Origin of the sequence: Butyrivibrio proteoclasticus B316 (assembly GCF_000145035.1) — a bacterium.
Classification (GTDB): Bacteria; Bacillota; Clostridia; order Lachnospirales; family Lachnospiraceae; genus Butyrivibrio; species Butyrivibrio proteoclasticus.
Genome location: NC_014390.1, coordinates 79638 through 101481, shown reverse-complemented (window position 1 = coordinate 101481; position 21844 = coordinate 79638). Strand labels below are relative to the sequence as shown.

Annotated in this window: 22 protein-coding genes; 4 read left to right on the top strand and 18 right to left on the bottom strand. The window is 36.5% G+C overall.

Going from position 1 to position 21844, the window contains the following annotated elements; genetic code table 11:
- Positions 1-122 precede the first annotated feature (122 nt).
- Positions 123-2219, top strand: coding sequence for a PASTA domain-containing protein (locus BPR_RS18910; protein ID WP_013283117.1), 2097 nt, complete (start codon positions 123-125; stop codon positions 2217-2219).
- A 199-nt stretch (positions 2220-2418) separates the two neighbouring features.
- On the opposite strand, the gene BPR_RS18905 is transcribed toward BPR_RS18910, so the two are convergent.
- The 11 genes from BPR_RS18905 to BPR_RS18855 form a co-directional block, all read right to left on the bottom strand.
- Positions 2419-3639, bottom strand: a complete 1221-nt coding sequence (locus BPR_RS18905) for a hypothetical protein (protein ID WP_013283116.1) — start codon at positions 3637-3639, stop codon at positions 2419-2421.
- Between the two features lie 507 nt (positions 3640-4146).
- Positions 4147-7119: a type I restriction endonuclease subunit R, EcoR124 family gene (locus BPR_RS18900; protein ID WP_013283115.1), complete on the bottom strand. Its 2973-nt coding sequence runs from the start codon at positions 7117-7119 to the stop codon at positions 4147-4149.
- Between the two features lie 27 nt (positions 7120-7146).
- Entirely contained in the window at positions 7147-7929 is a 783-nt protein-coding gene (locus BPR_RS20210; RefSeq protein WP_013283114.1) for a restriction endonuclease, read from the bottom strand.
- A 9-nt stretch (positions 7930-7938) separates the two neighbouring features.
- Complete coding sequence (locus BPR_RS18890) at positions 7939-9165, bottom strand: restriction endonuclease subunit S (RefSeq protein WP_013283113.1); 1227 nt, start codon at positions 9163-9165, stop codon at positions 7939-7941.
- 21 nt (positions 9166-9186) lie between these two features.
- Complete coding sequence (locus tag BPR_RS18885) at positions 9187-10353, bottom strand: restriction endonuclease subunit S (protein WP_013283112.1); 1167 nt, start codon at positions 10351-10353, stop codon at positions 9187-9189.
- A 2-nt stretch (positions 10354-10355) separates the two neighbouring features.
- On the bottom strand, positions 10356-11951 hold the full coding sequence (locus tag BPR_RS18880; RefSeq protein WP_013283111.1) for a type I restriction-modification system subunit M: 1596 nt from the start codon (positions 11949-11951) through the stop codon (positions 10356-10358).
- A 19-nt stretch (positions 11952-11970) separates the two neighbouring features.
- Complete coding sequence (locus BPR_RS18875; RefSeq protein ID WP_013283110.1) at positions 11971-13353, bottom strand: restriction endonuclease; 1383 nt, start codon at positions 13351-13353, stop codon at positions 11971-11973.
- Positions 13354-13958: 605 nt separating this feature from the next.
- Positions 13959-14813 (bottom strand): restriction endonuclease, encoded by an 855-nt coding sequence (locus tag BPR_RS18870; protein WP_013283109.1) that lies wholly within the window; start codon positions 14811-14813, stop codon positions 13959-13961.
- Between the two features lie 494 nt (positions 14814-15307).
- Complete coding sequence (locus BPR_RS18865) at positions 15308-15568, bottom strand: Txe/YoeB family addiction module toxin (protein WP_013283108.1); 261 nt, start codon at positions 15566-15568, stop codon at positions 15308-15310.
- A 4-nt stretch (positions 15569-15572) separates the two neighbouring features.
- On the bottom strand, positions 15573-15833 hold the full coding sequence (locus BPR_RS18860; protein ID WP_042258756.1) for a type II toxin-antitoxin system RelB/DinJ family antitoxin: 261 nt from the start codon (positions 15831-15833) through the stop codon (positions 15573-15575).
- Positions 15834-15913: 80 nt separating this feature from the next.
- Positions 15914-16669: a hypothetical protein gene (locus BPR_RS18855; RefSeq protein ID WP_013283106.1), complete on the bottom strand. Its 756-nt coding sequence runs from the start codon at positions 16667-16669 to the stop codon at positions 15914-15916.
- 210 nt (positions 16670-16879) lie between these two features.
- Here BPR_RS18855 and BPR_RS18850 point away from each other — a divergent pair, with 210 nt between their 5' ends.
- Both BPR_RS18850 and BPR_RS18845 read left to right on the top strand, forming a co-directional pair.
- Entirely contained in the window at positions 16880-17296 is a 417-nt protein-coding gene (locus BPR_RS18850; protein WP_013283105.1) for a hypothetical protein, read from the top strand.
- 15 nt (positions 17297-17311) lie between these two features.
- Positions 17312-17530 (top strand): hypothetical protein, encoded by a 219-nt coding sequence (locus BPR_RS18845; protein WP_013283104.1) that lies wholly within the window; start codon positions 17312-17314, stop codon positions 17528-17530.
- Between the two features lie 57 nt (positions 17531-17587).
- Here BPR_RS18845 and BPR_RS18840 read toward each other — a convergent pair whose 3' ends face one another.
- From BPR_RS18840 to BPR_RS18815, 6 genes are all read right to left on the bottom strand, one after another.
- Entirely contained in the window at positions 17588-18007 is a 420-nt protein-coding gene (locus tag BPR_RS18840) for an SseB family protein (protein ID WP_013283103.1), read from the bottom strand.
- An 18-nt stretch (positions 18008-18025) separates the two neighbouring features.
- Entirely contained in the window at positions 18026-18304 is a 279-nt protein-coding gene (locus BPR_RS18835) for a hypothetical protein (protein ID WP_013283102.1), read from the bottom strand.
- Positions 18305-18306: 2 nt separating this feature from the next.
- The gene (locus tag BPR_RS18830) at positions 18307-18612 is read right to left on the bottom strand and encodes a hypothetical protein (RefSeq protein ID WP_013283101.1); all 306 of its coding nucleotides are present in this window, start codon (positions 18610-18612) and stop codon (positions 18307-18309) included.
- 134 nt (positions 18613-18746) lie between these two features.
- Complete coding sequence (locus BPR_RS18825; protein WP_042258751.1) at positions 18747-18959, bottom strand: hypothetical protein; 213 nt, start codon at positions 18957-18959, stop codon at positions 18747-18749.
- A 28-nt stretch (positions 18960-18987) separates the two neighbouring features.
- On the bottom strand, positions 18988-19344 hold the full coding sequence (locus tag BPR_RS18820) for a hypothetical protein (RefSeq protein WP_013283100.1): 357 nt from the start codon (positions 19342-19344) through the stop codon (positions 18988-18990).
- Between the two features lie 167 nt (positions 19345-19511).
- The gene (locus BPR_RS18815) at positions 19512-19802 is read right to left on the bottom strand and encodes a hypothetical protein (protein WP_013283099.1); all 291 of its coding nucleotides are present in this window, start codon (positions 19800-19802) and stop codon (positions 19512-19514) included.
- A 137-nt stretch (positions 19803-19939) separates the two neighbouring features.
- Here BPR_RS18815 and BPR_RS18810 point away from each other — a divergent pair, with 137 nt between their 5' ends.
- On the top strand, positions 19940-20356 hold the full coding sequence (locus tag BPR_RS18810) for a hypothetical protein (RefSeq protein WP_013283098.1): 417 nt from the start codon (positions 19940-19942) through the stop codon (positions 20354-20356).
- Positions 20357-20422: 66 nt separating this feature from the next.
- Here BPR_RS18810 and BPR_RS18805 read toward each other — a convergent pair whose 3' ends face one another.
- Complete coding sequence (locus BPR_RS18805; protein WP_013283097.1) at positions 20423-21382, bottom strand: DUF5688 family protein; 960 nt, start codon at positions 21380-21382, stop codon at positions 20423-20425.
- Positions 21383-21844: the final 462 nt, after the last annotated feature.

Genomic DNA, 21844 nt, shown 5'->3' with positions numbered 1-21844 from the left:
ATCAAAGAAATGTTATAACATAGCTTAATTTATGGTTTTTTAATAATGGCATAACTAAATATCATATAGAATAAAAGTGTGGTTTGCGTATTAAGATTTATGCTAAGAAAGGATTGATTATTATGACTTCTAAATTGATAAAAAGAGTAAAATCACTTCTTTTTGTATATCTTATTTCGATTACAATTTGCGCATGCGCTAGCGTACCAGAAAATAACATCACGTCAGAAGGTGCCTCTGAGGAAAATACTATAGCTGAGGAAAGTGTTGTAGAAGCAACTGCTATACCTACTCATAAGCTTTATTTTGATGTTTCTGTAAATATTCCGGAAGATATTTACTCCGAACATGATATAAAGATCTTTTTAGATGGGAATGAATACCATTCATTTACAACATCAGAGTATTATACAGAATTATCTGATGTCGAAGAAGGCACACACTCCCTATCATTCTTTTATGATGATAATCAACTATCTGGAAACGAATATTCTTTTGATTTAACAAAGGAATCTAGCATTTGTTTTTCAATCGACTATCAGGAAGACTTAATTATAAGCCCAATTGAAATCAAGGACACTATAGCAGATTCCGCTATTTCGTACCCTGATGTGGTTGGACTTTCTCTCATAGATGCGCTTAACAAATTAGATTCACTACACTTTGTTAATATTATTTACAATTCAAATAATGACTCTAATATTTTAGATACATCTGATTGGGAAATAGAATCACAAAACATCAAGCCAGGAGACCTCATCGATAAGGCTGCAAGGATCGAACTTACCTGCAAAAAAGTATTCCACCAGCTATATTTTGATCTTTCATTTGATCAGAATCTTTTTCTGGCCACATACGATATTGATGTATATCTAGATGGAAACATGATAGATACTATTCCTCATGGTAAAAGTTTTACCTATCTCACCAAGGTAAAAGAAGGTAATCATGAAGTCATTTTCTACAAAAACACAAACCATGACGTTAAATCATCTAAGAATCTCAATATATCAACAGACTCTACTCTCATTGGAAGACTGCATTCAAACAACAATGATATTGAGCTTAACGATTTCATTGTAAAAGATACTATAGATAACACTTCTTTCGAAATTGTAAATGTTACTGGAATGCCTCTTGATAAAGCATTGAGCACACTCGGATCTATTGGCTTTATTAATCTGTCCGAAGAACCTAGTGGAGAAATATGGAGTAGAAGTAATTGGGTAGTTATTTCTCAATCTGTTAATGCAGGTGAGGTAAAAGACAAAAATACGCCAATAACATTAAGCTGCATGAAGAAAACTGATTACCTTTCCAAATATTACCTCAAACTAACAATTCCTGACGCTATAAATCGTTCTGAGGAAATGAATAACACAATTCGATTTGTAGACTATCTGCAAAATGCATATATGGACAATAAGGTTTCTAACATGAGTAGCGTAGAGCAGCAGAAATGGATTGTTAAGCAAGCCAGCTATGAAGATGAATTTATAAAGCTATCTTTTATTTATACTGGAAATATTGAAATGCCTGATCTAATTTCCAAGAATCTAGATGTAGCCTTTAAAACAATGACAGATAAGGGCTTTTCTAGTGTAGAAGCCATTGCTGATGATGGTTCTATAATCTGGGATAACAGCAAATGGAAAGTAATAAAGCAGAGCATTGAAGCAGGAAGCCCTGTAAATGCCAACGGAAAAATAACATTAACAGTAACTTCTAATGTAACTAGTACAAGCACTAGCAGTTCCGATAACAAACCGAAATCTGAAGACAAAACAACATCCACTAATAATTCATCTGCTGAAAAGTCTTCAGATGATAAAGGTTTATTCTACACCACCAATGATAAATCTACATATAAAAACGGAAACTCAGGAGTATATGCGTATAGGAGAAACGGAAAAAACTATGATTTATATATAATCATCGATTTTGATGAAGGAGCAGTATATGATTTCATGGATGGAAATGGTGATATAACATGCACAAAAGGATATATTAAATCTGGAGACCTTAATTCGGTGCTAATAGTTACTTACTATGACGGTGCGGATTCATGGGAATCCGGATACTGTTTCGCATGGAAAAATCAGCCTGATCATTTAAAATATCAAATTGATGCTTCTGATAGTACACAGTTTGATTATTATGCTACAAGTTTGAAATCTGCTTTAAAGATAAAAGACACGAAAACTATAATCACTGACTGAGATGCAACGCCTTTACAATTGCGGTGCATCCTGATGATATTCAAAAAGAGAGTTTGAAATTTTTCTGTAAATAGGATCTTCTATGATTTAGATTTACAAGGGGAGCAATCAGAGCGGTTGCTCCTTTTTATTGACTATACAATCAGCATATCTTTTAATTAAATATAGTAAAGGCGCTGAAAAACTCAGCGCCTTTTGCTTATTTGAAATCATAGCCGTAATCTTCTTCAAATTTTGAATCTATATCTATTACATCACCTATTGCAAGCGCAGAACCTTCTGACGGTTCTGATAGATTAAACCAATTAGGCTGTTCCGTTAATACATTACCTGCCGAATCTGTCCAAAGCAAATTTTTTACAGTTCCTGCATCCACAAGCATTACGCTTTCTTTACGTCCTTTTACTTTTATAGTTAAGCTGTGTTCTCTATCTGTTTCAGAAAATCTTAGTATATACCACGTTGCAGCAGCAGTTAATCCATCCATATCTTTTGCAAGCACATCAATTCGATACTGATATTTATTTTCTATTTCGTTGTATAACACATAATATTTTATACTACCGTCCTCACCCCAAGGATATTCTTTCTCAAAAACCTGACTGGATGATGCGTTTTCAATTTTATCATTCTTTTCTTTTACCGCTGTAAGATCATCGTCCCAGAATAAAGGAATTTTACGATAGTAAATAATATTTTGCTGTTTGTTCTTATCTATAACAAAATAAATCCTGATGCCATCACCGTTTTTGAATTTACTGATATCGCTTATTGGTATTACACAACTATCACCATTTTTAAACTCAACAGTAGATTTTGAATAATAATCACCATCTTCCTGATAAAGCGTAATACTTTCTCCACTATTATCATCAACCATACCATCACATCTATAAACACCCACAACCTTACTGTCATAACTTTCTAAATTCACATCAGGTGCGTTGTTATCATAATATTCATCAATATATTTTATTGATGGTTTCAAAGACTGGCTATCACAAATAGTTTTGCTACCTTTCTGAATCATATATTTATCATCTTGATTAAGTTCAATCAAATATCCATCATCAGTTTTACCGATAAACTTTCCAAAACATCTGACCTTCTCGCCGACATACTGTGATAAATTTTCGTCACTGCAAGTTCCAAACTGACCAAGACTAATAATCCAGTTATTATCACCTTCCTTGATTTTGGCAGCAACATACTGAATATCTTCAACTGTAATAATGTCAAATCCAGAAAGCGAACCTTCTACATAAATCTTTTTATTATTGTAAGAATACTCAGCAGAAGTTGAAGAAACTATTTCATTTAATGACACATATTTAAAACCTTCTATATCTTTCTTTTCACCACACCCATAAAGGAACATCGTCAAAACACATATTATCAACACTCTACTAATGTATTTCATCGTTTTCTCCTTTGAAATTTATTACGCTATTTTGATAAGTAATATTATATAAAACGATTATTACACTCTAATATCGGATGTATAAAATTATAATTAAGAATAAAAAATCAATTCTCAAATGTCTGCTTTTAAGTATGACTATGGTATGACTTTTCCTTGAAGATATACCTAATTCGTAAAAATGGGCAAAAAAAGAAACCCAGTAATTATCTGGGTTTCCTGAAAAATCAATTTTTCTTTGATTATCTCATTGCAAAGATTCGTCTAGCAATGAGGTCTTTACTTAATTGTCAATTTCCCCGGTTGATTTACTGACTCTTATAACGCTATTGCCCATGAGAGGTACGATCTCATCATTATCGTTTACAAAACCAAGCCAAAACACCATTGATTGGGATTTTCAAATTCATCCAGAATAACCAGGTTACTGGCGAGCTTTTCTTTTAGGGTAGCTCTTGCAACGTCTTGTGTAACCATTACCATTTTCCTTTTTATCTTAATATGCTGCTATAACAATGCTTCAATTTCAGGCATCAGCTCATTCTTAAACTCGCTTATCATTGCTGAATAGAATTTGAATTTAGGCATTGCTTCAGGAGTTGATTCCTTATAAGCGGTATAATTGGCTTTTTCTTTAAATTTACTTTCGTTAGCCATAACGCCATCTTTGTAGTTATATGCTTCATAACGCACATCTTCAAAGTCTATAAACCATTTGTCCGCGAAATGCTGGACCTCTTTATCGACTGTTGCATACCTGATTTGATTAAATATTACAGAGACATCTTTGCCAATGAATTTATTTCTGTCCTTTTCGATTTCATCAAGTACTTGCCATACAATAGCACCGAGCTGAGGGTTTGTCTCAGAAAATTCTTTTGCCATTTCTCGTATATACCCAAGTTTTCTGTCAAAGTCGATGCTTTCAAAGTCGTTATCTGACTGGTCTAGTGAATCGACGAATCCCTGGAGGAGTTCAACTATATATTCAAAGTCTATACGGAGTTTACTGAATGCAATCAGATCATAGTCGTCCCTTACTGGCTGTTCTGGGCTGTCGGAGTTATCATCTTTATTATCATCATCTTGATCCTTAAGCCAGTCTAGTACATTCTTATACTGTCCGTAGTAATCTTCATAGTCTTTCTGAGTGAATCCAACAATTGTCAGGATGGTTGGATCATACGTCGAGAAGGCTTTAAGATGAGAAAGACTATAATCCACATCCCTGAACAGATGAATGAATCTCTTTTTTTCCTTTTTAGATAAAGAAGAAACATCTGAAGGTAGTGGCACTAATGTGCGTAGTGCCTTAACTGCAAGCACGAACAGCTCTCTAATAGTGTCGTAGTCTTCGGATACTGGTTTCCCTTCCCCACCTCTTGAATAAAGTACAAGTGCATCATTTATGGCCGTCTTATAATCCTCTGGATACTGGAAGGTCACAATTTGACCAAATTTCTTCGTTTTATCAAATAACCTGTTAGTTCTTGAGAATGCCTGGATAAGTCCCTGCGGGCTTAATGGCGGTCTATCCATGAAAAGTGTTGAAAGGCATGGAGCATCAAAACCGGTCAAAAGTCTATCTACAACGATGACAAGATCCAGCTGCTGAGTTCTATCAAGGTATTTCTTTTCTTTTCTTGCAAGTCTGTCATTTAAGTTCCCGTTATAAGCACCAATGTTCTCAATCTCATATTTGGTATTAAACATTTCGTTGTAGTCTTTAAGAGATTTTTTCATCTTCTCCTGGTTAACCTGAGAGCCTTCCTCATTCTCTGTAACAGAGTATGTTATGGCAAACTTAGGGAAATCCGGGAGAGCTTTCTTAATATCTTCGCTTATTTTTAGCTCATCTTCTCCGTTCTTTACACGTATGAGAAGATCATAGTAATCCTGCGCAATAGCTATTGAAGGCACAGTAAGCATGGCTTCATATGTAAGTCCCCTGCCTTTATCCATGCCAAATTTTACATAGGATTTATTTAAGATAGTATCAAGTACTGCTCGCCTATGTCCCTCAGAAGAGTAATACTTGGCAGCATCTTCTGTTGGAAGTCCTTGAGGGCCTAAATGCTCGGTCATAAAGCCAAGCACTGCTTCATCATGGATTGCTTCTTTGATTGTATAGCTGTGAAGGCATTTTCCATAAAGCTGTTCAGTGGTCTGTGGAAGATCTCCTTTAAGTTCATATTTGTTTTCATCAAATATAGGAGTGCCGGTAAATCCGTACCACAATGAGTTGTTAAAGAATTTTTCCAGTTCTCTTTTGGTGGACGGAGTCACTGCCCTATGACACTCATCAACAACAAAGGCAACTTTTAATGCCTTTATCTTGTTGTACTGGGGAGTACCTTCTTTTAGCCTTTTGTTAACCACGATCTGAAGCTTCTGCCTTGTGGTTACGATCATCTGACGATGGCCATCTGTAAGGCGTTTGATCAGATGTGTCACATTCTCTGTATCATCAACGTCAATCGTGTCATTTTCTGCATATGACTGAAAGGCACCTTTTGTCTGCATATCAAGGTCCTTTCTGTCGATAAGGAATATAGTCTTTTCAATTGATGGGATATCCATCAGAAGATTTCTTGTTGCCTTATATGAGGTCATGGTCTTTCCGGATCCGGTTGTATGCCAAATGAAACCGGATATGCCACGCTTTGAGGCTTCCCTCATGGATTCTATAGCGTGAATCTGGTATGGCCTTAAGATAAGGAGCTTTTTCTTATCATTATCAAGGACCACATACTTTGAGACCATTTCATGCGCTTCAGGGATCCTAAGCACCTGCTTTGTAAATTCAATATAGTCAGAAACTGCGCGGTTTTCATGATTAAGCCACCCCGAAAGGAACTTGTGGTTAAGCTCAGTATCTCTTGCTGCAGCAAAATACTTTGTATCAACCGCATTACTTACAACAAACATCTGAACATTGGAAAACAGGCCATGGAACTTACCTTCAGCGATATACTTCTTAATCTGTCTGTAGCCTTCCATATACGAATGCTCTTTGTTCTTAAGCTCAATATGGATCAGAGGAATACCATTAATAAGGAGTGACACGTCAAATCTTCTATCTCTGTCTCCTTCGATATCTTCCTGTTTAAATGACTGATACTGGTTTATTACTTCATAGACACTTGTACCACCAGCAATATGCTCATTATTAAGCACAACCAGATGGAGCTGTTCATTGCCTCTCTGTACGTGAACATAGACCTTGCCGCTCTCACCAACAAGCCATTTGGCAGCATCATAAAAAGAAGCATGGGAAACATCGTTCTTTATCTTGGCAAATTCGGAGTCGGATAAAGGTGTATCGTTTAGTTTTGCCTTGTTGTTATATTCCAGGATCTTTTTAAAGTTCGCCCAGAGCTTTTCTTCCGTATTCAGATCAGGGCGGTATGTCCACTGAGATTCATCGCAACACAACTGGTCTATAAGTCTTTTTTCTAATACTGATTCTAATTCTGCCATAATTGCCTTCTCCGACTAACGTGCTTATTATCTTTTAATTGTCTTTAATTCAATTCCAAACTCCGCAGCTCTAGATTGAAAGACTGTTCCAAATGTAAAATCTGATATTGCCATTAGTCTTTCGCATCCATAATAGCTTGCTCGTTCGCTTAATTGTCTAAATGAATCTGCTTCTTCATGATTTCTGTTAATGCACTGGATAGCATATCTGATACCATCCTTCTGTGCAGTAATATCTACACCATAATCTTCACCACTTTTTATGATTTGAATGTCTTGATATCCTTCATGTAGAAGCCACCTTGCACATATACCATAGAACCTATTTGTATATCTTGCCTCTCTGCCAGTAAGTAACGTGATACTTTCCAAGTTTTTAGCATCCTTAGTAGTATTGTTATTCCCGCGCAAAGTTTCTCTGCAATTATTTGATATATCATTCTTAATTATTATTTGCTTGATAGTATCTCTATTCCACAATTCAACATTCAAACTAATTGCATCGCTCATCGCCTGAGTTGTAAATGAACTATTCGTAACTACCAATGCTCTATCAGCATGATAAATATCTTTACCGCTGTATATTTCTTGAATTGCCCTATTTCCAACTGAATCGGAATATCTTTTACACTGTATCACGTACTTGTAACCATATTTATGAGCCAATATATCGACTCCATGATCACCACTTCCTTTTGTTTGCTCAACATTCTCAAATCCAATACTTGATAGCAAGTTAACACAAAATGTTTCGAATTCACTTCCTGACATTTGGTCTATTCGATTCATTTTGTCTTCAATATTGTCCATTTGCTCTCCTCATTTATTATTTGGAAACAAATTTTTTAACATATACTTTTTTAATTCTTTGAGTTCATCACTCTTACGCTGATGAAGAGTGATAAGGTTGTCGAGGCCACTCAAAAACTCTGATATTTTTGTTTGCTCATCAGCAGATGGCAATAACACTGTGATAGAATTTTTCATTGAGTCAATGCCAATGTTAGCCTGTGAGCTTGAGTTTATCTCAAGTTTGATTTGTTTTTGCGCAGGATCTCCTGTAAGATAATGGTATAAATATTTTGAGTTTATTTTTTTACTTTGCTTAATAATTGCACAAGAATATGAAATCAGAAAATCTCTAGTAAAATCAACATATCTGACTGCACCAACTGAAGCGTATCGGGCGAATATAATATCCCCCTTTTCTGGTTTTATCTTTCGTGATAACTGTTCATAATCCTCTTGAGACACATGCTTCACTCCCTCAAAGTTCAGTTCATTTATGCCGCAAAAATCCCCTGTCATTAGATATGGAATACCATCCTCTACGGTAGGTGGCATTCTATGATCAATATCCCCGATTTCCGCGAGCTCTCCTAACTTACGCTGTTCCCAATCGTCAGTAAATCCTGCAAATCTAATTTCCGGAACTCGCTCACCATTTTTAGGAAACATTTTTTGTAGCATATATTTTTTTAATTCTTTTGTTTCGTCGCACTTACGCTGATGAAGGGTGATAAGGCTGTCAAGATTTGAAAAATACTCTCCAATTCTCGTCTGTTCTTCTTTTTTAGGAAACTGTATTTCAGTTTCACCAAATGTGGTTTTGTTTATTATTGGTACTGCTTGAGTAGCTGCTAATTTCTTTATCTTTTCAGCTTCATTCTCCAACATTGTAAACACAAAATTATCATCCATTTCAACATTTGGAATTACCGCATTTATTTGTTGATTTGTTGTTGCAGATTCCTTTATTTGAGCCACTTTACCGATGGTTGAACCGATACTTACAAAAAGAGTTGTTCCAGCTCTTAACTCTCTGCCGAGAGCATAGCCTTTTTCAGTTAGGGTTGTAATAGTCTCATCTACATATCTGTTCCCCTGAATATCAGCTGGACTAACGAACAATCTATCCCCTCCATAGTTGTCTTTGTCTTTGGTTGGAGGCGTTGTTCCAGTAACTATATCCGAGATTTCAATTAACTTACGCTGTTCCCAATCGTCATTAAATTTACCAAATCTTATGTTAGGTCTATTTGTCATTCTTATTTAATCCTATACAAATCAATTTTGTGGAAACATGTTTTGGAGCATGTATTTCTTTAATTCTTTTGTTTCGTCGCATTTACGCTGATGAAGGGTGATAAGGTTATCGATTCCTTTAAAGTAATCACCGATTTTTCTCTGTTCCTCATACGAAGGAGCCGCCGTCTCAACATTGTTTATAATCACTTTCGAGAGACTTGGTACCCCTGTAGATTCATCCTTTTTCTTCCAATCAATATTTTGAAAAAGGCAACTGGTAAAATCTAAATCATATCCATCCTTGGGAATGCAGTAAAATAGCGTATCGACAGTCCAAAACGGAGCTCTCAGAATATAAGGTTTATCAATAGTTCCTTTTCGACCAATTCCAATAGCATCCTTTTCTTCGGATAACGCAGCATCAACACTCAGCATATATCCGCCGGTACCATAGACGGGAATATCGCCCTCACCAAGATGCTTATAATCCATTCCACTGCCAATTTCTACCACATCAGAAAACTTACGCTGTTCCCAATCGCCAGTAAATCCAGCAAATCTAATTTCTGGTTTTGTTTCTCCATTTTTCGGAAACATTTTTTGAAGCATATATTTTTTTAATTCTTTTGTTTCGTCGCACTTACGCTGATGAAGGGTGATAAGATTGTCGATACTCCTGAAATAGTCTCCAACTTTTTTCTGTTCCTCTAATGAAGGTAACGATACAGGAGTTTCTGTGAGCTGAGTAATCGTATAATGAGCTATAGTTCCAACATGTGAAATACTCTCCAAATACTTTCTGAAAGTCGGCGAAAAGAAAAACTCATATATAAAATATGCATCAAATCTTCCCTGATTTTTTATCCACAACAAATCAGCATCTTTAGTGTATAAAGGCTTATTATCAGGCACAATATAAGGATTTCCAACAGAACCGCCACCAGTAACAAGGACATCTCCCTTCTCTAATTTACCTGATACAGATGAAAGCTTTTCATATAGTTCTTCAGAAATAAAAGCCTTCTCATTTTGGGTTCCGTTAATAGCAGACATTACATCACTTGATCTATAAAATGGCACCCCTTCAGATGTCCATTCATCTTTGTGAACGCGAGATGCTGACTTCAATTCTGTAAAATTTCCAAACTTACGCTGTTCCCAAGCGTCAGTATATCCACTAAACCTTATATTTGGTTTTCCAGCCATTATCAGTCCTCCTTGATTACATCAATAAGTTCTGTCATGGCAGCTTTAATGTCATCAGAAGAAAATACGAGCTCATTCATCATTCCCAGAAGACTAGTATTGGCTTCCTTTATCTCTTTATTTGTATTCTTTAACTCAGAAGAAAGTGCTTTGAGATCAATCTGCTCCTCTTCTTCGCTCGTATCAACGTATCTTGGAATATTAAGGTTGAAGTCGTTCTTTTCGATATCCTCGAAGGATGCAAGATATGCCTCTTTCTCGACTGATTGTCTATTTTTGTATAGTTCAAGAACGTGATCAATATGTTCTTCTTTCATCACGTTCTGTTTCTTTTCTTTTTCAAAGTGCTGTGAGGCATCAATAAAGAGAACATCTCTTCCTTCTCTATGTTTTTTGAGGACGATGATACATGTAGGAATTGATGTGTTGTAGAACATGTTTGAAGGAAGTCCAATTACTGCATAGATTGATCCGTTCTTCAGCAGGATTTCTCTTATAGCTCCTTCAGAAGCTCCTCTGAAGAGGACTCCATGTGGAAGGACAATCGCCATTGTTCCATTGGGCTTTAGGTGATAGAAGCCATGCAAAAGGAAGGCATAATCTGCCTTTGACTTTGGAGCCAGTACTCCGCCGTAGTCCATGAATCTCTCGTCTTGCTTAAAGCCCTCAGCTGCACTCCAATTGGCAGAATAGGGAGGGTTCATTGTAACTACATCAAACTCTGTTTCTTCATCTGTAGGCCAGTCAGCATCAAGGGTATCGCCGTTTCTAAGGTGCTGATTCTCTGGAAGAACACCATGAAGGAACATATTCATTCTTGCAAGATTATAGGTTGAAGGCATAAGCTCCTGACCATAATACTTGATATAATCCGGCTCTTTTGAGTAGTGCATGCAGCTCAACATAAGAGATCCGGAACCCATACAAGGGTCATATACCTGAAGCCCCTTCTTTTCCTCCTGGCCGAGCATAGCTATTCTGCAAAGAATCTGAGCAGGACCATGTGGTGTATAGAACTCTCCAGCCTTCTTTCCTGTCTCAGAAGCAAACTGTCCAATCAGGTATTCATACGCATTTCCAAGAACATCGCCCTTGGCATGGATAAGATCAGCGTCTTCTAACACCTTGATAACGTCTGCGATAGTCGCGGACTGCTTGGTATCACCTGTACCAAGCCTGTTAGAATAAAGGTCCACATCTGCAAACAAGCTGTTGAAGAGCTCATCTGATTCTTGAATCCTGTTAAATGCAGACTGGAGCTTTTCTCTGTTAAAGTTGTTATTTTTTGCCGCATTTAAAATGCTTGTATATGTAAGATCTGGATCTAAAGTATAGTGAAGTGAATCCTTTAACTCTTCAAGAAGAGCTTCACTATCATCAGACTTCATAGCTTCTTCATAGGCTTTCTGCGCGTCATCGAGGTTTTCAGGCTCTTCATCGTTTAAGAGATCATATACTTTTGCAAGATATGAATCTGAAAGATACTTAAAAAATACAAGCCCTAACAAATAGGTCTTATACTCATTTGCATCCATCTTTCCTCTGAGTACGTCTGCTCCACTCCATAATACTGCTAATAAATCTTTACTTTCTGCCATGATAAGCTCCTTTTTCTATTTATTCATTTTCATCAAGTGAAATGGGGATATACACTTTTTCTAATGGTATTATCTTTTGAGATTTCTTACTCAACTTCTCATAATAATCTAAAATAAGCACAACCAACTGCGGGCCATCAATCCCCTTTATTTCAGGGTGATTTTTTAGAAAAGCCGTAGCATTAGCCGTAAAATTAGACAATGTTACAAATGCTCCATAGTCACCAGAAGACATTGCTCCTTTTAGCGATTGAAGTGTATTTTCTTTAATATCCGAATCTGTACTCTTAACCTGCACAACAATTCTTGGCGGTAATTCATCCTTGTAAGCAGTAATATCTATTCCACTGTCACCACCATGCGGAGAAACCTGCGTCCTATATCCCATTGCCCTAAGCAAATCAGCAACAAAAATCTCTAAGTCATATCCCTTGAGATTCTTACTCAATTCCTTAAGTATGAAATCTCTTGTATTATCTTTGATGTCCTCAGCCGTTGCACTAATTGTATCATCAGGTAAATCTGGTGTTTTCGGAATAGCCTTTCCTGTTAATACTGCCAAATACTCATCCGCATAATTCTTAATTTGGAAGAATGACAACGCTGACCCAGCTTCATATAATGCTCCCTGAGAAAAACTAAGTCTCGGAATATGCTTTATCCATTTTACTTTTCTTCTCTGAGCGTAATCATATGGTTCCTGGTCAACGTTCTCTTCAAAATAGTAATCACTTTCTATCTGACCAATGTTTATCATTCTATCCTGCTTGGTAGGCAGAACTACGTAATCTCCTATGCTAGCTTCATAAACGAATCTATACAACTGCCCTGCACAATTAGCAGTACTTCCTTTTGATTTTCCAGGAAAAACTTCTTCATATTTATTTTTGAAAGCTTCTCTTGTATCGCCGAGCTTTTTTAGATCCCCCATTCGTGACCATCCAATAGCAATCACATTGTCATTGATTAACATCTGATCATTTAAGCAATGTATTCCCCAAATCTTTACATTATCTTCCACTTTTGAACCCTCTTTTTGTAATTTCATGTCTATTAATTCTAATAACCTATTAAAGGCCATTCTGAACCATTGCCTATTTTTTTCATCACTAAGCTGCTGTCCGTAGCTCCAATGGGTTATATACCTATATTTTGAAAAAATACCACTTGCTAAAATATCTATATCACTGATATAGTCTATCTTGTTCTTTAAAAGATCATTGTCTTGAAGTATTAATCCTCCACCAGTCAGTTTTTCTAATGAATGTCCACAGTCCATTTCAATTTTCAGTGAAAAACAAACATCAGCAAAGTCTTTATCAAGATCGTCCTCAGTACTTTTTTTATTCTCATATAATCTTTTATATTTACTACAAAATGCCTTTAACTCTTCTAAGTCCATGTTAGCCCTTTAATTGTCCAACAAATGTGCCTCCAACTCGTCAAAATTATAATCCGTATGCTGCATAAAATTGTTGTAGTTACTATTTCTTCTACTGTTGATATGACTTGCTGTCTTGGCTCCTTGCTGTATCATTTTACAAAGATAACCAACCTTGTCTTCTATTGGTTCCAATGTTTTCCATCCAATCGCCGCTTAAATTGCATGATTATCTATGTCATAACCATACCTTGTTTGATTTAGTTTAGTTCTCGTGCTGACTCTTGCCTATTCATATATTATATTGTTGTCCTACACAAATAACAAAACAGGCCCTAAATATGGCATTAATAATGATACCATATTTTGAGCCTGCTCAAATGCATATTCTATGCAGGTTTTAAATTTGTCTCATAACTTTTAAGTTATGATTACATTGCTCATTCAATACTATCCAAATAGAATCAGCGATTTGTCAGTTTTCTTGTCCTTAGGCACTTCTCCACCTCATATCTGTCAAAATCCATTTCAATAAAATGCATCATCTCTTCTTCTGTATATTTGATATTCATAAAGTAAGCCCTTCTCTTCCATCATGTTTTTCGAACAACAATACCAAATACGATTTATAAGCTATTTACCATTTTAATTAAGCCATCCATATCTACCAATGTAATATCTTTATCTTTTATGAACTCATATACACCTTTGGTAAAACCATTTTTTGAAACAATCATCCCTTTTTTGAAACCACCAGAGGTCATGGTCCCATACAAGTCTCTTGCTACTGCAGGTGCAACAGCCTTTTTATGAGCTTTACACTGTACAGCAATTCTCTCTTCGCCCTTAGTAAGGACTATATCGATTCCACCATCGCCACCTTCTTTACTAACCGCGGCATCATACCCATATTTTCTGTATAGATCAGCAACTTTTCTTTCAAAAGCATGACCATCCAAGCTATCCCAAAAAGCCACACTATTTATATTCTGCCAATATTCATAGGCCAATAAAGCATCTTCATATTTCTTATAATTCTCATCATATTGAGTAATGACTTTATCTGGGTCTTTACGAACCAAAGCGTATAAAAAGCAAAATGCAAAATAGGAAAGCGGAATCCCAAATATAGACATCCATGCCGTTTCTATTCCCTCTGACTGATAGAGAGAAACAAACAAAAATATAGGAAAAGCAGAAACAAAAACAACTATAACCATTTTCTTAATGTTGTTATTATGCTGTAGTTTCTCCATTTTTTCCTTTTTCTCAGCCTCCATAAGTTCTTCAACATTGTCTGGAAGATCAAAATCAGAAAAATGAGGCCTGTTTTTTACTTTTGGAACATTGCCATTGAAATGAAGCTCAGCCCATGCAATCTGTCCACTTGGCTTATCAATATTCCTTTGTATATTTTGAATATGCCTAAACAGCTGCCTTGCCTGCCGGAATGCCTGTTTTTGTTCATTACTATATGCCATGCTATAAACCTCAAACTTTCTCTTACTAATGATACCATTAGGTTCAGCTGAAATTCATTATTTTTACCCAAAAGAAGCTATGTCATTTGACGTTCTTTTTTCACTTCTATATTTTCTTCATTTGATTAATCTTTGATTAATCTTTTTGATGATGAAGCCGCAGGCCCTGTATTTATGCTTGTTTACGGGAGAACAAATGGTTCAAGTCCCCCTCTCGTAAAAAAGCATGCTAGTCTGGCATGCTTTTTTATGGTCAGGTTGCATTAGTTAAATTCTTTAAAATATCAGAGAAATCACACTGCATAATGCATTTTCCATAAAAATCCCTGCCTTTTCATCAATTTATACCGAATCCTTTCTTATTATGGAAGTCTTTATTATATCAGTGTAAGAAAGGATGTAACAAGGCATATCGTTTTTGGGTTAAAAATTCTGTCGAAACAGAATCATTCATCATGATTTAAAGCTCAAAGCATAAAAAGAGGACCGATTTCTCAGTCCTCATAGTGTCCTCTGCAGGATGCGATTATAATGTCACCGTTCTGTTCTTTATATACGAGCCGGTTACAATCGTCTATTCTTCTGCTCCACCAACCGGAAAGCTCATTTTTCAATGGTTCTGGTTTTCCTATTCCTTCAAACGGAGTTCTTTGCGCATCTTTAATGAGATTGTTTACTCTTTTAAGTGTCTTTTTATCCTGAGTCTGCCAATATAAATAGTCTTCCCAGGCTTCATCATGCCATTGTAATCCCATTTAATTACTCCTCTATAAGGTCATGTTTTTGTAGTTGAGCTTTACCAGATTCAATATCTGAGATAACACGTTTTAAATAATTCATGTTCTCTTCTGAATAGAAAGGATCAACCGATACATCAAAAGGAATTCGTTTTTCCCTTGTCATCTTCTTGGCAAAAATAGTAAAAGCCGTAGTCATATTTAAACCAAGATCGCGACAGGTTTCTTCCATATCTTTTTTTAGATCTTCATCCATACGAAAATTTACTAATGTTTGTGCCATATTATCACTTCCTTTCCTAATTAGATGATAACACATATAAAGATAATGTCAATACAATGTATATATGATGGCTGATGTAATCAGGATCCATGTACTCTCAGGTATTCGATACCCAAAGGGCCTTCTCTGTGGCACGCTACAAGCTCTGTTTCTTCTGCTTTCTGGTATAAGGTTTTACCTACCATGCTCTCATATTCTGTACCATCCTGAAGTCTTACTGTCACATAATAATGTGTTCCACCCTTTGTAGAGTGTGTAGTTGATTTTGAGACAAAAGTACAATCTTCATGTCTTGCAGGTGCGCTCAGATAATAGCAAGTTGTATTCACGGTAAGTCCTATGAATATAGCCATGATAAAGCCATAGTATATCATCTGATTCTTTTTGTCTTTTCCCTCAATTCTGAAAAAGCCAATGAGCATCATTATTAAGAAAATTGCCACCCATAGTATAATTATTTTGCTGAATCCTTTGTATGTCTGTGCAACCATGAATAATGCGATCATGTCATACAACAGAATAATGTCCTGAAAAAAAGCAAATCCATTAAAGAATTCAATGTGTGTTTCCTTCCATAGGGCTGTAGATCTTACTTTGTAATCTTTGTCTTTTTCATTACATTCATCCCAACAGGTTATTTTAGAAAAAATCAGCGCGTATATGTATCTGACCCATGGAAGTAATCCCAGCGCCAATAGCATCTTCTTTTGAGATGTCCAGATATCGAAGTGATATAGCACAATTATAAGGAACTGCGCTACTATCACCAGTGTTGATAATACTTTGCCTACAGTAACGATTTTCTTTGTTCTTGCCAATTCATAAGAATCAGTCATTATTAAATAATTTTCACTCTCCTTTGCAGCTTTTGCTGTTTAATAAATCATTACGAAAAAGAAGTATACTATGCAGTCCAACGAGGTTGAATAGCAACATATGCAAGATAGACGTATATATTTTACTGAGGAAGAGATTTTTTAATTCTGTTTTAGGGTTTAACATGATAATTGTAGTAGGATACATTCACCCCAAATGGAGGAAACACTATGTATACTATTGATAAAAGAGAAATACAGGAAGCAATAGAAGCAGCAGACGTTGCACTTGAGCACCTCTACAGAGCAAAGAAAAGCCTTTCCAGCGCAAGCGGATGGGGACTTTTAGATACCTTTGGTGGCGGATTCATAAGTGGTCTCATTAAGCATGCTAAGATGGGTGACGCAGAAGCTGAGATCAATGCAGCCAAGAAAGCCCTTGAAAGATTCTCAAAAGAGCTCCGGGATGTTAACGGATACTCTTCCATTCATATCAATGGGCTTCTTACTTTTGGTGACCTTTTCTGCGATGGTTTCCTTATGGATGTCATCGTGCAGTCACAGATTGGAAAAGCCAAAAGAGATTGTGAACAGGCTATAAAACAGGTTACAAAAATAAAGCATGACTTACAGGCCATGCTCAGATAAAAGGGAGGTATGATCATGGGGAAACTTGAATCAGAAATTGCAGAATATGTAGGAAATTACTTTCGAAGGCGCGGCTATCCACCGACTGTTGAGGAACTCATTAGGACATTTGGAATCCTTACTGTCATGTGCATGATGTTCTACATATTGAATCTTTTCAGAATCGGAATGATAAGGAATTCTCTGTTCTTTGGAACGGGAGATTTTAAACTTATTCCTGTAAAAGCGAAATGACATGATTGTTAAAGGCACACCTCAAAGTCCTTAAGGTGTGCCTTTTTACTGTTCTGCTTAGGCAAATGCTTCCTTTGGTATTATCTGGTTAACTGTGCCTGGGCAAAGAACTATACCCTCGAGGTTCTCACTAATTGCCATCTTTCTGGCAGTTTCATAGCATACCATAGTGAATCGTACATTTTCGCCGTAAATGCGTGTAGCTGCATTGTAAGAATCAAATAGTGGGAAGTAACGCTTTCCATCAGGGCTCATGATTGTCTGATAATGCATTATCTTTCCTGCAACAGCAGACTGATCCTGTGTTGTGTGGAACTTATCTACCGGAAGATCGCGAACTACGAACATGCCATCGCTATTAAGTAATGCTGCTTCTGCAGGCCCTCCATGAAGACAGTAATCCGGTTTTGTCAATTCTTCATTTACCTCATAACCAAAAGGTACAATAAACACTGCTTTTCTGATATCCAACTCCATATATTTAAAAACTCCTTTTTAATAATCTGTCACAACGTAATACCAGTATTCATCTAAAGGCTTGATGCTTCGTATTGGATGACCTGTTTCATTCTTCCAAATCAGGTCTTCTCCACCACTTGAGTATACAACTTCCATGGATCCGGATAGCATTTCCCTGAATACCCAAAAGCCAACCTGTATTCCGTCTTTGTCGTTTTCAAAGACATACACTGTTCCATCACTTGAAAGTGTTTTATAACCTGATGGCAGATCTGTAAGTGCACGCTCAGACTCTATTCTACCGTCTGCAATCATCTCTACGACTTCAAGACGTTTGTCGGAATGAAATCTATAATCCCAAGCAACCTTTGCATCTCTAAATGGAAAAATCTTACTACAAAAAACGTTGCTAGAAGAATTATGAGACCTGCTACGAATTGATGGTTTCCTTTAAGTAACTCTTTTATTCCTATGATGGCAAATACAATATAAGCGATAAAAAGCACTGGATACGGAATCAATCCAAATATAAAAGTAGTATCAAAAAGGACATCTCTGTACCACAGAAAAGCGAATATAGCTGCAGCTAGGGTTATTGTCCCCAGGAGATATTTTTTATTCATATAGTTATTCCTTTTCAGGTATTTCTAGTTCATTCGTATCTGTCTATAATACACCTTAAGGCACATATTTGTTGAATTAAAAAGCCATTTTCACCGAGTTTACACAGCGAAAATGGCTAGATAAGCATTTCTCTTTAGCACTTTTTAGGCCTTATTTTAAAGCCGATTGCCGCGGATAGAGTTCCTACTACTAGAAAGAGTACTGCTGCAATCCTAGTTTTTTCTATTTGCTCTGGTGTGGGCATCATTTCAAGTGATCCATTGAACAGTGCAAAGGCTCCTACAGGAATCATCATAATAGATAATGCAATTAGAGCTACTTTAAGCATGTATTTTGCAGAACTCATACATTATCACCCCTTCTTCACCTTCTGGTTAAGCTCTTTCTTTCCGATTCTTCTCAAAAGCACTCTTGATGATAAGGCCAGTTCCTACAATTACAGGAACAAAAACAAGAAGTATGTCTGTGAGTGATGCATATGCAAAGTAAAGTTCTGTACCAAGTACCAGTGCTGCTACCAACAGGCACAGTGACAATACAAGGCATCCAACGGTAAATCTGTTTTTATTTACAACAACTGCAATTGCTGAAAGGATTAGAAGAACCAAAACAATTGCAGAGGTGCTGATTCTACCGATACGATAGAAACCAAATGATGAAACTCTCACCATTTTGAATAGCATGAATAATCCAATAACAACCAGTACCCATCCAACATTTCTTTTTGTCATAACAAGTACCTCCTTTGTAATAGATATCCCCTCGATGATTGTAGTATACGATAGTGGAAGATTTTATTATATATCATTTGGGGTAAAATAGAGGCTCTTATTTTTCACTGACAATATATTGTATAATTTCCCATAGTAAATATAGATGGTGATAATACTTATTCATTTTATTTTGTGTATTCAATAAAGGGAAGAAATGATTCCTCTTCCTCATCCTTAACTGGAAGTGGCTTAAATATCAGCTTGTCTTCAGAAAGGCTCTTTAGATAAGGATCCGCAGCTTTGAATCTCTCCACACTGCTGAGCATTATCTGGCCAAGCCTTATAGGATCATAATCTGCTGATTCTGCAAGGAACAATAATCCTTCCGGGTTAAGGAGTCTTCCCTGCTTTTTGGCATTCTTGTACTTTTCATATTCTTTATACTCTTCTTTTGATATGTATCTGTCTTTTCCCATTTTTACGCCCTTTCCAAAGATCAGGATAGCCACTAGCCTGCAACTTTGCTTTACATGTTGTAAAATTGTATTTAAATGAGTTATGCTTAATATAGTATAACATTTAGTTTTAATAATACAAAATATAAAGGAATATAATGAATAAGATAGATCGTATAGAAAACTTCTACAGAAAGCTATATAGTGACGATTTCATATTGACGCATGGATTTGAGCGCTTTAGGTTTGAAGAACAGAAAATGTATGCCTGCGCTTCTACATTAAAGAGTAGATCCGGCAGGGAGATAACAATAAGCTTTAACATCCACGATGAAGAGCCGGATGAAGCTGAGCTTGTCATCCAGTTCCTTAATAAGTCTTCCGTTACGCAGCTAAGGAAAGTTGGAGAAGAATTAGCGGAAAGATTCCATAAGGACATCAATATATATGAAGAACCGGAGTGCATATCAATGGTCTCCTACTTTGATATAGAAGATGCCGAAGGGATAATCTTGATGTTTAAGGCTGTCCTTGAAGAAGTAAATAGATCCGTGTTGTTCACGGTAAACAACTAATAACAATAAAAAATCGTTCAGTTACCCATCGTAGTTGATGAATAACCGAACGCTTCTTTAATTTGTTTATGCGATATCCTCAGATAACGCGTTCTTACGTTCAATGTACTTCTCACCAAGTTCAAAGATCTTGTTCTTTGAATCGTAGTGATATACGTTGTCAGTAAGCTGGTCGGAAGGATCGACCGTTGTGGCATTCACTTCTCTTACCATCTGTTCAAGGGATGCAAGGTCAAATTTGCCATCATCAGGAATGATGAGAAGTTCATGGATGCTGCTTGGCAGGATGAAGAAATCTCCACCTACTCTTTCGGATGCTTTGTCCATGAATTCCTGATAAGCAAGAACTCCTGCACCATGTACGCTTCCTTCTACAGTAGCGACAAACATCTGCTCCTGCTCTGGAGGAATGTTCAGTCCCATCACTTCAAGACTTTCCTCGCCCATCTGCTTTGCGAGGACTTCGCTCATGCCCTGGATCACAAGAGGTCTTATCACGGGAGCATTTGCCTGGGCATCAGCATGAAGCTGGTCAACTGTGATACCGTAGTATTCAAGCAGAGCATTGGTAACAAGAATTGTTGCTGTACCCTGCTTAACGTCATCAGAGATGATGAAGCGGTAAACAATGGCCAAATCCTCAATTATCTTGTGTGGAACTGTCTCTAAAAGAGATGCGTTCTTATCTCTGGAAACAACCTCGATTGCCAGTTTGTCTTTCATGACGTTGTAATCCTTATAGGACTCAATATCAAATTCTGGACTCTGCTCCAGAGCTTCCTTGGCAATATTTGCGGCATTATCCACGATCATGTCGTAGGTTTTGCCCTCTTTATAGTCATCATAAAGAGTTGTGACATTAAGGTTAACACCGATGACGCTGTCTACAGGCTTTACTGTAAGAGCATCATACGTGTCGTTCATCTTCTCTACCGTTCTGAGTTCTAGTTCGAACCCTGAGCCGAGAGCTTTTTGAACATCCTTTGATAAGTTTTCCTTGAACTGATTAAAAGTTGTGATTTCCATGTGTTTTTCCTCCTTTTACATGGTTGCTTGCGCCAAAGGCGCTGATTTAAGGTGTGCTTTCTACACAAAAAAAGAACAGACTTACAAGTAAGCTGCTCTCTTCTCATGTATCGTTATAAGATACATGTAGTTGCTTGCCATAGGCATAAAAATAAGCCGGACCAGTAAAATGATTCGACTTCTACCTGCAACAATATAAACTTATAACTTAAAAACAATATTATAATATAACGAAAGATATTACTTGTCAACTAGATTGTTACATCTTTTTTATGAAATATGCAACAATGTTTACTCCGCATATGTACTAATTATGACAAGATAATTAATGCTAGATATAAGGCTAATAAAATAGGCATATTTATTCATGAAAACTCTGTAATTAATTTTAGTTTATGCTATAATATGTTAAATAATTGTCATATTTTTTTAGCTTGATATCATGGCAAATAAATAAAGCAG

Excerpts from the sequence above, each read along its gene's own strand:
- BPR_RS18910 (WP_013283117.1), top strand. The coding sequence starts at position 123 with ATGACTTCTAAATTGATAAAAAGAGTAAAATCACTTCTTTTTGTATAT.
- BPR_RS18905 (WP_013283116.1), bottom strand. The coding sequence starts at position 3,639 with ATGAAATACATTAGTAGAGTGTTGATAATATGTGTTTTGACGATGTTC.
- BPR_RS18900 (WP_013283115.1), bottom strand. The coding sequence starts at position 7,119 with ATGGCAGAATTAGAATCAGTATTAGAAAAAAGACTTATAGACCAGTTG.
- BPR_RS20210 (WP_013283114.1), bottom strand. The coding sequence starts at position 7,929 with ATGGACAATATTGAAGACAAAATGAATCGAATAGACCAAATGTCAGGA.
- BPR_RS18890 (WP_013283113.1), bottom strand. The coding sequence starts at position 9,165 with ATGACAAATAGACCTAACATAAGATTTGGTAAATTTAATGACGATTGG.
- BPR_RS18885 (WP_013283112.1), bottom strand. The coding sequence starts at position 10,353 with ATGGCTGGAAAACCAAATATAAGGTTTAGTGGATATACTGACGCTTGG.
- BPR_RS18880 (WP_013283111.1), bottom strand. The coding sequence starts at position 11,951 with ATGGCAGAAAGTAAAGATTTATTAGCAGTATTATGGAGTGGAGCAGAC.
- BPR_RS18875 (WP_013283110.1), bottom strand. The coding sequence starts at position 13,353 with ATGGACTTAGAAGAGTTAAAGGCATTTTGTAGTAAATATAAAAGATTA.
- BPR_RS18870 (WP_013283109.1), bottom strand. The coding sequence starts at position 14,813 with ATGGCATATAGTAATGAACAAAAACAGGCATTCCGGCAGGCAAGGCAG.
- BPR_RS18865 (WP_013283108.1), bottom strand. The coding sequence starts at position 15,568 with ATGGGATTACAATGGCATGATGAAGCCTGGGAAGACTATTTATATTGG.
- BPR_RS18860 (WP_042258756.1), bottom strand. The coding sequence starts at position 15,833 with ATGGCACAAACATTAGTAAATTTTCGTATGGATGAAGATCTAAAAAAA.
- BPR_RS18855 (WP_013283106.1), bottom strand. The coding sequence starts at position 16,669 with ATGACTGATTCTTATGAATTGGCAAGAACAAAGAAAATCGTTACTGTA.
- BPR_RS18850 (WP_013283105.1), top strand. The coding sequence starts at position 16,880 with ATGTATACTATTGATAAAAGAGAAATACAGGAAGCAATAGAAGCAGCA.
- BPR_RS18845 (WP_013283104.1), top strand. The coding sequence starts at position 17,312 with ATGGGGAAACTTGAATCAGAAATTGCAGAATATGTAGGAAATTACTTT.
- BPR_RS18840 (WP_013283103.1), bottom strand. The coding sequence starts at position 18,007 with ATGGAGTTGGATATCAGAAAAGCAGTGTTTATTGTACCTTTTGGTTAT.
- BPR_RS18835 (WP_013283102.1), bottom strand. The coding sequence starts at position 18,304 with ATGATTGCAGACGGTAGAATAGAGTCTGAGCGTGCACTTACAGATCTG.
- BPR_RS18830 (WP_013283101.1), bottom strand. The coding sequence starts at position 18,612 with ATGAATAAAAAATATCTCCTGGGGACAATAACCCTAGCTGCAGCTATA.
- BPR_RS18825 (WP_042258751.1), bottom strand. The coding sequence starts at position 18,959 with ATGAGTTCTGCAAAATACATGCTTAAAGTAGCTCTAATTGCATTATCT.
- BPR_RS18820 (WP_013283100.1), bottom strand. The coding sequence starts at position 19,344 with ATGACAAAAAGAAATGTTGGATGGGTACTGGTTGTTATTGGATTATTC.
- BPR_RS18815 (WP_013283099.1), bottom strand. The coding sequence starts at position 19,802 with ATGGGAAAAGACAGATACATATCAAAAGAAGAGTATAAAGAATATGAA.
- BPR_RS18810 (WP_013283098.1), top strand. The coding sequence starts at position 19,940 with ATGAATAAGATAGATCGTATAGAAAACTTCTACAGAAAGCTATATAGT.
- BPR_RS18805 (WP_013283097.1), bottom strand. The coding sequence starts at position 21,382 with ATGGAAATCACAACTTTTAATCAGTTCAAGGAAAACTTATCAAAGGAT.